Genomic DNA, 9,470 nt, shown 5'->3' on the forward strand with positions numbered 1-9,470 from the left:
GACCACGCCTGGCTTGACCACGCCTGGCTTGACCACGCCTGGCTTGACCACGCCTGGCTTGACCACGCCTGGCTTGACCACGCCTGGCTTGACCATGGCCCGGCCTTACCACGGCCCGGCCTGACGGTCCGGACGGCGGACCCCACTTCCGGCCTCCGCGCGGCGATCGCTCGCGCCGAGCCCGCCGCACGCCGCTGGGTGCCACCTCGTCTCCGCCCTGTTCGGGCAGGGAGATTCCCACCAGGGGCCGTTCCGGTAATCGCTTGACCGCTCCCGGTCACCAGGGCTAGCCTCGACTTTGACGGTATGACCAATTTTCAAAATCAGTCATCCGTCAGAAGGGGCCCGATGAACGAGACCGTTGTCGAGTCGGAGCGCGAGACCCGGGCTCGGCGCATCCTCGATGTCACCGCCGACCTGGTTCGGCGGTGGGGGTACAAGCGCACCACCATCGACGACGTCGCCCGTGCGGCGGGGATCGGCAAAGGCACCGTCTATCTGCACTACAAGACGAGGCTGGCGCTGTTCGAGGCGGTGCTGCTGCGCGAGTCGCTGCGGCATGTGGACGAGTTGTTGACGTGGCTGCCGCAGGACCCGGCGAACGCGTTGATGCACCGGTACTTCGCGCACGCTTTCCGGCTGATCGTGGGGAATCCGCTGCTGCGGGCGATGTTCACCGCAGACGTGGAAGTGCTCGGCGAGCTGGCCAGGCGGCCGGAGCAGCGGGTGATCCAGGAACGCAAGATCGAGCTGAGCAGGCGGCAGATGACGGTGCTGCGCGACTGGGGGCTTGTGCACGCGGACATGCCCGTCGACCAGCAGCTTTACGCCATCCAGTGCACGGTGATGGGCTTTCTGTTCGGCAACCCGAACCCCGCGCTGGACTACGAGCCGACGCTGGACGAGCAGGCCGAGTGCCTCGCCCACGTCATCCGCGGGTCGTTCGAGCCCGCGGACGCCGCGGCGCACCCGCGGCTGGCCGAGGTCTCGCGCGAGGTCATCGGGATTCTCGGCGAGTTCAGGGACGAACTCGCCGATTTTCTGCGCCAACCGTAGGCGGTTGGCCGCATCTGAGGGGAAACGCAATGACCGCAACGACGGAAAAACCGACCGACCCGATGCCCAGGTCCATGGCCGACGGCGGACAGGCCCTGCTCACGTGGCTGGCCCGGCGCCCGAATCCGGTCAGCTACGACGCCCACGCAAAGGCGTGGCACGTCACCGGCTATGCCGAGGTCATGGCGGTGCTGATGGACCCGGAGACGTTCTCGTCGGACTTCTCCGGGCTCGTCCCGCCAGCCCCGGGCCGCGACCGGTTCATGACGGGGAACTTCGTCGGCATGGACGACCCGGAGCACCGCAAGCTGCGCAAGCTGGTGAGCCAGGCGTTCACGCCGCGCATGGTCGCTGGGCTGGAGCCCCGCATCCGGGAGATCTCCGCGGGGCTGCTGGCCGATCTGGGGAAGCGGGAGACCTTCGACCTCGTGTCGGACTTCGCCTACCCGCTGCCGGTGATCGTGATCGCCGAGATGCTGGGCATCCCGATCGCCGACCGGGACCGCTTCCGCGCCTGGGCGGACACGCTGCTCGACGTCGAGGCGCCCGAGAGCCTGGACGACCTCGGCGAGGTGCTGGACGGGCAGGAGCCGGTCTTCCACGAGATGGCCGACTACCTGCTGGAGCGCATCGCCGAGAAGCGGGCGAACCCGGGCGACGACCTGATCAGCAAGCTGTGCGTGGTCGAGGTTGACGGCGAGTCGCTCACCGACGAGGAGATGGTGGGGTTCGTGGCGCTGCTGCTGCTCGCGGGCCACATCACCACCACGGCGCTGCTGGGCAACACGTTCCTGTGCCTGGCAGAGAACCCGGCCGCGGCCGCGGCGCTGCGGGCCGACCGGTCGCTGGTTCCGGCCGCCGTCGAAGAGGTGCTGCGGGTGCGCAGCCCGTTCACCCGGGTCGCGCGGGTCACCACCCGTGAGGTGGAGTTCGCCGGGCAGACCATCCCGGCGGGCGTGTTCGTCCTGCCGTGGCTGATGGCCGCGAACCGCGACCCCCGGGTCTTCGCCGACCCGGACCGGTTCGACATCCGCCGCGAGGGCAAGCAACTCGCGTTCGGCCACGGCGTGCACGTGTGCATCGGGGCGCCGCTGGCCAGGCTGGAGGCGCGGGTGGCGGTGCCGCTGCTGCTCGACCACTTCGCCGACATCGAGGTGGTCGCCGACGAGGCGACGTTCTACGAGAGCAACGGGATGGTGAGCGCCAAGCACCTGCCCCTGCGGGTCAGGGCGGCCTGAGCGCGGTGTCGGTCCGGTCGGGCGGGGGAGACCCGACCGGACCGGCGCCCATCAGTCGAGGCTGGGGATTTCTCCGCCTGCTCGTGCTTTTCCCGCGTCCGCGGAGGTGGCGTGACTTCCGGAAATCGGGACGCCGAACATCCACTCAGGAGAACTTGACCGAGCCCGCCCGGTTGTTCCAGCCGAGGACGCCCAGGTCGGAATGATTGTCGATCCACGTCGACGCGGCGCCGGTGAATTCAAAGCCGTCGTAGAACTTCACGTCGCACTGGTTGTAGGTGTGCACGGAGCTGACCCGGTTGTTCCAGCCGAGGTCGCCCAGGTTGCCCCACTGCCACTCCGAGTCGTAGGTGGGCGTGCACGCCCGCGACTGCACCCAGGTGTAGGTGGCGCCGGTGTATCCCGTGCCGTCATAGAAGATGGCGATGGTCAGGGCCAGGGCGCCAGGGCCGGTGGCCAGGCGCATGGCCCCCGCGGGCGTGTCCGCGCACCGGACGACCTGGGTGTCCAGGTTCGCCACACAGTGCCGGTCGGCGTCGGCGGACGCGGGCCCGACCAACGCGCCCGCGGATAGCGCGACGGCTCCAGACAGAACAGACAGAAGTCTTCTCATGGCCGCTCAGCCTTCCTTCGTGAGGCATTTTCCGGACCCGGATGTGGGTCCGTAGGGATATATGCCTGGCGGCAGGCGGAAGTGTGAGCGCGGCCGGGGTGGAAAGACTGTGCCACCCGATCGGGTGTTTGGCCCGGTGGTCGGCGCTGGTTACTGTCGAGAGGAATACCCGGATTCCAGGGCAGGTCCGCAGGTGGGGGTGGGGCCGTGGACGACGAGTTCGACCGACTTTTCATGAGCGTGGTCGCGCGCCTGCGCTCGCGGGTGGCGGTCCTGGTCGGCAGCAGGCCGATGGCGGACGACCTGATCCAGGACGTGTATGTGCGCCTGCGCGGCAGCGAGGCCCGGTGGCGGCGGTTCGTCGGGCACCCCAACCCCTATGGCTACGCGCTCGCCACCGCGGTCAACCTCGCCAGGGCCCGCTGGCGCGTCGAGTGGCGCTGGGTCCCGTTCGAGGAGGTGATGGCTCCGCTCAGTGACGGCGGTATGCCCGCGGCCGAGTCCCGCCAGGACCTCACGCACCTGCTGCGGTCGCTGACGGCGAAGGAGGCCGCGGTGGTGGTCCTGGTCGACCTCGACGGCCACACCCTGGACGAGGCCGCCGCGCTGTTGGGCGTGCACAAGGGAACCGCGCACCGCAACCGGCTGCGGGCGCTGGCGAAACTGCGCACCCACTTCACCGAACCGGCGCTGTGGGCCTTGGCCCCCACGGGCTGACGACTGTCCTTAACGGGCGATCCGGCTCAGCGCTGTGGTCGGCCCGTCGTCATGGCGACCGCGAGCGGAGCGCTCGTTGTCGCGCCGCAGGATGGCCATGCGGGTGGCCAGGGCAAGCTCGAACCGGTACGTCGGATCGGCCAGGCGGTCGCCGAACACCTCCTCGATCTGGCGAATCCGGTACCGCACGCTCTGGGTGTGCAGATTGAGCCGGGCGGCGATCTCGCTGACCCTGCCCTGGCTGCCCAGCCACTCGTGCAGGGTGTCGAGCATACGTTCCCGGCGCTGCGGCGTGAGGGCGGACAGCGGAGCCAGCCGGTGCTCGACCAGGCTGGCCACCAGCGCCTCGTCGGCGAACAGGGCCAGGGCGAGCCGGTGGTCGGCGTAATCGATGACACGGTGGGCGGGCATTGGGAGCAGACCCCGCTCGGCCATGTCGAGGGCCCTGGCCGCGATCCGCAGCGACTCCCGCGCTCGCGTCACCTCCGTCGCCGGGCCGAGCGCGGCCGACCAGCCGGGCAGCGCCTCGCGCAGCACGCCGCCCACCTCCGCGCCGCCCATGGTGGCCGGGACGAGCAGGCACGGCTCGTCGCCGTCGGTCGTCGCCAGGATGCCGTCGCCAGTTTCGATGTCACCGCCGACTCCGTCTCCGATGTCGACTCCGATGTCGACGAGGTGGGGGACGTGGGCGAGGTGGCCGTGGTGGTGCTTGGGGCGGCGCAGCGCGACTATCCGGACCGCCGGGGGCGGTGTCCAGCCCGCCTCGCGCGCGGCATCGGCGATCTCGGCCTCGGCGGGCGCCGGGTCGGTGAGCAGCAGGCGCAGCAGCCGCGCGCGGGCCGCGGCCGTGGGGGCGGTCATCGGCGCCGCCAGGCTCGACAGCTCGCCCAGGTACGCGAAGACCACCTCCGCGCCGCGGGCCAGGGCGCTGGCGGGCAGGTCGCGGTGGCGGGCGTAGCGGCGGACCTGCTGCCAGGCGATGTCGCCGCTGATCCGGTACGCCCGCACCAGCACGCTCAGCGGGCAGGTCGACGACAGCCGCCCGCGCTGCGCGCGCAGGAGCGCACCCCAGTCCTCCTGGCGGGTTGACCGCGGGTTCGTCATGCTGTCGAGCGCGCTGAGCACGACCTTGCGGATGGTCTCGACCAGGGGATCGATGATGTCGGTCAGCTCGATGAACGCCTCCGGCCGCGTCTGCCCGAGCTCCGCGACGATCTCCCGCCGCAGCCGCTGCTCGAAGGTCCAGTCCGGCTCGGCCGCCGTGCTCCCCTGCTCGACGATGGACAGGACGCTCATCAGGCCCCCGATCGGCTCAGCGCGGTTACTCCGGTAGCCGTCAAAGCTGCCGCGCCGCGAGCCGTTCGCGCATCGTCCTGTTTACGTATTGTCCTGTTTACGTACTCCCTTGCCGGTCAGCCGCCCGGCGTCCACTTACTGGGACGGCACGGCCTTGAGCGCGTCGAACAGGACGCCCCTGAGCCGGGCGGACCGGTCCGGGTCGCCGCCCGCGTGCCGGGCCGCGGCGAAGGCGCCAGCCAGCAGCGCCAGCACGTCGTCGACGTCGAGGTCGCCGCGCACGGCGCCCGCGCGCTGGGCGCCGTCGAGCAGGACGCCCACCGCGGCGCGCAGGTCGGCCGCGGCCCGCGGCGCCGCGGCGCGCAGGTCGAAGTCGGTGCCCGCGAGGCCCGCCTGGACCGTCGTGTTCTCGGCGCCTGCGTCCAGCAGGAGCGCGAGCATGGACAGCAGCGCCGCCCCGGGGTCGTTCGCGGTGGCCAGCGCCCGCCCCCGCGCCGCGAGTTCGTCCACCCGGTCGACCACCAGGGTCGCGAACAGGGACTCCTTGCTCGGGAAGTTGCGGTGGACGGTGCCCGCGCCGACTTCGGCGTGCCGGGCGATGTCGTCGAGCGAGGCTGAGAGCCCCCGGGTGGCGAACAGCTCCCGGGCCGCGCTGAGCACCCGCTCGCGGTTGCGGAGGGCGTCCGCGCGCTGCGGGCGCCGCGCGGTCTGGCCGGATTCCTCGGAAATCGTCCCACCTCCCGGATGACCGGGGCAGTGCCCCGACGGTCTGCGGCCGCCCCAATCGGGGCGCTACCCCGGATTCTACGGTGCCGCGCGGCGAACCGCACAACTCCGGCCCGCCCGCGCCCTGTCACCGCCGCGCCCGCCGTCTCACTCGCCGGTTCCCCTCGGCGGGGTCTTTCGGGGGCCGCGCGCCACCCCGGGTGCCAGGCAAAGACCGCGTGGGTGACGCGCGGCTCGAAATGGGGAAAAAGCCATCGCAGGGTTGCCTGCGAGTTCTTCGGGGTCATACTTGAGAACGACGGCGATAGTCGAAAAAGGGGATATGATGAGCCGTACTCTGAGTGAGCCGAGGACGCTTCAGGACCTGCCGCGCATAATCGGCGAATTGATGCCCCAATTGCACGAGGATCTCAAGGCCCTGGTGCGGCTCATGGGTTACGCGGCCTGCCCGGAGGGTGTGCGGCAAACCCGGGAGAAAGTCATCGACCTGTTCGAGAAAGCCGAGATCGCCCATATCGAGGAGTTCGTGGTCGAGGCGGACGACAAGAAGACGACACCGCTGGTCTACGGCGAGCACCCAGCGGTCGTCCCGGGGGATTCGGGGGGCGGCCGGGCGATGGCGTCGACGGTGCTGCTGTACGCGCACTACGACGTCCAGCCGCCGGGCACCGGATGGACGGTGACCGAGCCGTTCGTGCCCAAGGAAGTCCCGGAGCAAGACGACACCCGGCTGTACGGGCGCGGCAGCGCGGACGACAAGTCCGGCGTGCTGATGCACCTGGCCATGCTGCGCGCATTCAAACGCGGCCTGCCGGTCAACCTCAAGATCCTCATTGAGGGCGAGGAGGAGATCGGCACCGGCATCCTGGAGAAGTACCTGGTCGAACACCCCGACGACAAGCGCTTCCACGCGGACTACATCGTCGTGGCCGACACCGGGAACGTGCGCCGCGGAATGCCGACGGTCACCACGAGCCTGCGCGGATTCGTCGCGTTGAACGTCACCGTCCGGACCCTGGAAGCCCCGGTGCACAGCGGGATGTACGGCGGCCCTGCCCCGGACGCGTTCATGGCGCTGGTCCGTATGCTCGCCACCCTGCACGACGACAAGGGCGACGTGGCCGTCGAGTTGGACAAGCAGGACCTGGGCTGGGAGCCGGTGGACGAGAAGCAGTACCGGGCCGACGCGGGCGTCCGGCCCAACGTGTCGCTGATCGGCACCGAGTCGCTGCAGAAACGCTTGTACGGCAAGCCATCGATCAATGTGACCGGCCTCGACGGCGTGCCCGCGCTCAGCCAGGCGATCAACGTGCTGCGCCCCACGGCCACCGCCAAGGTCAGTGTGCGGCTGGCACCCAACCAAGATCCGGAGACCGCGTACACCAAGCTGGTGGAGCACTTCCGCAAGGTCCGCCCGTGGGGAGTGGATCTGGAGTTCAGCCCGCCGAGCGGCGGCTCCGGCTTTCACGCCGACCCGTCTGGCCCCTGGCTCGGGCTCGCCCAGGACGCGCTCCGCTCGGCCTACCCCAAGGCGCCCCGCGTCGCCCAGACCGGCCAGGGCGGGTCGATCCCGCTGGTGAACTCGTTCAAGACGGTCAACCCGCGGGCGGAAATCCTGCTGTGGGGCTGCGAAGAGCCACGCTGCGCGATTCACGCCCCGAATGAGAGCGTCAGTTATGCGGAGTTCGAGGCCATGACTCTGGCCCAGGCGCTGCTTTTGCAGATGGGCGCCCCCGGCGGACCCGACAACACTTGACGCGGGCCATTTTCGCGGCCGCGAGGGAAACGCGGGCGGCCCGCTTTCGCCGGGACGCCGAAGCCGAACCGCCCACCTGACCGCGGCCACGCGGCCGGGCATGTGATCATTCGTGCGCACAGCCCGGTGAGGTCGGCGAGGGGTCGAGGATGCTCGGGGACGCGGCACGGCTGCTCGCCGCCGCGCGCGGTGGCGACGCGGCGGCCTTCGGGGCGCTGGTCGAGCCGCTGCGCGCCGAGGTGCAGGCGCACTGCTACCGGATGCTCGGTTCCCCGCACGACGCAGAGGACATGGCGCAGGAGACGCTAACCAGGGCCTGGCGAAGCCTCGACCGCTTCGACGGCCGCGGCCCCATCCGGCCCTGGCTCTACAAGATCGCCACCAACCGCTGCCTCACCCTGCTCGAGCACCGCGGCAGGCGGGAACTGCCGACCGACCTCGGTCCCGCCGCGGCGCCACCGGCGGAGTCCAAGTGGCTGGGCCCGTACCCGGACGACGCGTTGGGCCCCGAGGCGCGCTACGTGGCCCGCGAGAGCGTGGAACTGGCGTTCGTCGCCGCCCTGCAACACCTCGCGCCCCGCCAGCGGGCCGCACTGGTGCTGCGCGAGGTCCTGGGATTCTCCGCCGCCGAGGTCGCCGACCTGCTGGAAACGACGGTGCCCTCGGTCAACAGCGCGCTGCAGCGGGCCCGCAAGGTCCTCGGCGCCAGGCTCCCCGAGCGCAGCCAGCAGGAAACCCTGCGGTCGCTGGACACCGACGGCGTCCGCGCGCTCGCGGCCCGCTACGCCAGCGCCTGGGAACACGGCGACGTCGAGACCATCGTGGCGATGCTGACCGAGGACGCCCGGTACTCCATGCCACCGCTGCCCCAGTGGTACGCCGGCCCCACGGCCATCAGAACGTTCCTCCTGGCGAAGCCCATGACCCTGCGCTGGCGCTTCCTGCGCGCCCGAGCCAACGGCCAACTCGCCTTCGGCACCTACCGGTGGGACGCGGACCAGGCGGCCTACGTCCCGGCCGGTCTCGACCTGCTCACCCTGCGCGGCCCACGAATCGCGGAGGTCGTGTCCTTTCTGACCGCCGACCTCACCCGGTTCGGCCTGCCGGAGAAAATCCTGAAGTAGCGTCGCATCAAGCGAAGTCTCGCCGTTGTGCGCTATCTTGCCCACATGGAGTTCCTGAAAGTCGCGGGCAAGACGATCCAGCGTGCGTCCATTGCGGAAGAAGACCTGGTCGACGACTCTCCTAATTTTCAGGGAGAGTTCGACTACGCCGCCGCGCGTCTTGCGCAAGGCGACCAGTCAGGCGTGGCGGGCGAAGGATCGCTCTCGGTGGTGCTGATCTCAGATGTCGACCTGTCGGGATCTCGACTGGGTCCGGTCGAACTTTCCAACGTTCGATTTGACGGGGTCAACTTCGCCAACGCGACGGTGTCGGCGGTGGTGGCCCGGCGAACAGAAGTCCTTCGCTCTCAAGCGATCGGGCTACGAATCGACATCGCGAAAGCTATCGATGTGTACGCGGAGGAATGCCGATTCGACTACGCCACGTTTCGGTTCGAGCAAGTGAAAGGCGCCGTCGTTTTTCGCGGTTGCTCGTTCCGGGAAAGTGTGCTAACAGGGGACCTGTCGAACGTCGTCTTTGACAACTGCGAACTGACCGGAACCGAGTTCGAGGCGACTCGGGCCGCGGGCTGCGATCTGACTGAATCACGGTTGACCGGCATTCGCGGATTGCTCACCCTGCGGGGAGCGAGGATTAACGACGATCAGGCTAGCGTCCTGGCCGGACAAATCGCATCGGAAGCAGGCCTGACCGTCATTCCCTAGTCAGCCCGGCTGGCTACCTCTTGTTGCTCCAGTTGTCCCATCCGGGCCGGTTGTCGAAACCTCCACCACCGGTGACGTTGTCCCACGCGGGGTCGTTGTTCCACTTGCCGGTCGGCTGGGGCACGGTTCCGGCGGCGCTCAACAGGGCAGCCTCAGACGGTCGTAGCATGTGATCTTGGTGTTCGGTGGGGAAGGATTCCCTGTCGTGCGCAGGATGTTGACGTTGGCTGATCGGGAGG

The 9,470-nt window shown here is 69.7% G+C and carries 10 protein-coding genes; 6 read left to right on the forward strand and 4 right to left on the reverse strand.

Going from position 1 to position 9,470, the window contains the following annotated elements; genetic code table 11:
- Positions 1 to 348 precede the first annotated feature (348 nt).
- Both BLS56_RS30125 and BLS56_RS30130 read left to right on the forward strand, forming a co-directional pair.
- Positions 349 to 1,056 carry a TetR/AcrR family transcriptional regulator gene (locus BLS56_RS30125; RefSeq protein WP_175483115.1) on the forward strand — a complete coding sequence of 236 codons (708 nt, stop codon included), beginning with the start codon at positions 349 to 351 and terminating at the stop codon, positions 1,054 to 1,056.
- Between the two features lie 29 nt (positions 1,057 to 1,085).
- Positions 1,086 to 2,294, forward strand: a complete 1,209-nt coding sequence (locus tag BLS56_RS30130) for a cytochrome P450 (RefSeq protein ID WP_228772061.1) — start codon at positions 1,086 to 1,088, stop codon at positions 2,292 to 2,294.
- A 145-nt stretch (positions 2,295 to 2,439) separates the two neighbouring features.
- Here BLS56_RS30130 and BLS56_RS30135 read toward each other — a convergent pair whose 3' ends face one another.
- Positions 2,440 to 2,907 carry a peptidase inhibitor family I36 protein gene (locus BLS56_RS30135; RefSeq protein ID WP_139191084.1) on the reverse strand — a complete coding sequence of 156 codons (468 nt, stop codon included), beginning with the start codon at positions 2,905 to 2,907 and terminating at the stop codon, positions 2,440 to 2,442.
- A 207-nt stretch (positions 2,908 to 3,114) separates the two neighbouring features.
- On the opposite strand from BLS56_RS30135, the gene BLS56_RS30140 reads away from it, so the two are divergent.
- Positions 3,115 to 3,624 carry an RNA polymerase sigma factor gene (locus BLS56_RS30140; RefSeq protein ID WP_091457964.1) on the forward strand — a complete coding sequence of 170 codons (510 nt, stop codon included), beginning with the start codon at positions 3,115 to 3,117 and terminating at the stop codon, positions 3,622 to 3,624.
- Positions 3,625 to 3,633: 9 nt separating this feature from the next.
- On the opposite strand, the gene BLS56_RS30145 is transcribed toward BLS56_RS30140, so the two are convergent.
- The gene (locus BLS56_RS30145) at positions 3,634 to 4,920 is read right to left on the reverse strand and encodes a PucR family transcriptional regulator (RefSeq protein WP_091457966.1); all 1,287 of its coding nucleotides are present in this window, start codon (positions 4,918 to 4,920) and stop codon (positions 3,634 to 3,636) included.
- 135 nt (positions 4,921 to 5,055) lie between these two features.
- The gene (locus BLS56_RS30150) at positions 5,056 to 5,580 is read right to left on the reverse strand and encodes a TetR/AcrR family transcriptional regulator (protein WP_175483116.1); all 525 of its coding nucleotides are present in this window, start codon (positions 5,578 to 5,580) and stop codon (positions 5,056 to 5,058) included.
- Positions 5,581 to 5,971: 391 nt separating this feature from the next.
- Here BLS56_RS30150 and BLS56_RS30155 point away from each other — a divergent pair, with 391 nt between their 5' ends.
- From BLS56_RS30155 to BLS56_RS30165, 3 genes are all read left to right on the forward strand, one after another.
- Positions 5,972 to 7,402 (forward strand): M20/M25/M40 family metallo-hydrolase, encoded by a 1,431-nt coding sequence (locus tag BLS56_RS30155; RefSeq protein WP_175483117.1) that lies wholly within the window; start codon positions 5,972 to 5,974, stop codon positions 7,400 to 7,402.
- A 149-nt stretch (positions 7,403 to 7,551) separates the two neighbouring features.
- A complete protein-coding gene (locus tag BLS56_RS30160) occupies positions 7,552 to 8,526 on the forward strand; it encodes a sigma-70 family RNA polymerase sigma factor (protein ID WP_091457973.1) in 975 nt (324 codons plus the stop codon).
- A gap of 45 nt (positions 8,527 to 8,571) precedes the next feature.
- Positions 8,572 to 9,231 (forward strand): pentapeptide repeat-containing protein, encoded by a 660-nt coding sequence (locus BLS56_RS30165; RefSeq protein ID WP_091457978.1) that lies wholly within the window; start codon positions 8,572 to 8,574, stop codon positions 9,229 to 9,231.
- A gap of 13 nt (positions 9,232 to 9,244) precedes the next feature.
- Here the strand turns inward: BLS56_RS30165 and amcA are convergent.
- Positions 9,245 to 9,470: multiple cyclophane-containing RiPP AmcA (amcA, locus tag BLS56_RS32660; protein WP_228772062.1), on the reverse strand; the 226-nt coding region annotated here is incomplete at its 5' end.

This window comes from Actinokineospora iranica (genome assembly GCF_900101685.1).
GTDB classification, from domain to species: domain Bacteria; phylum Actinomycetota; class Actinomycetes; order Mycobacteriales; family Pseudonocardiaceae; genus Actinokineospora; species Actinokineospora iranica.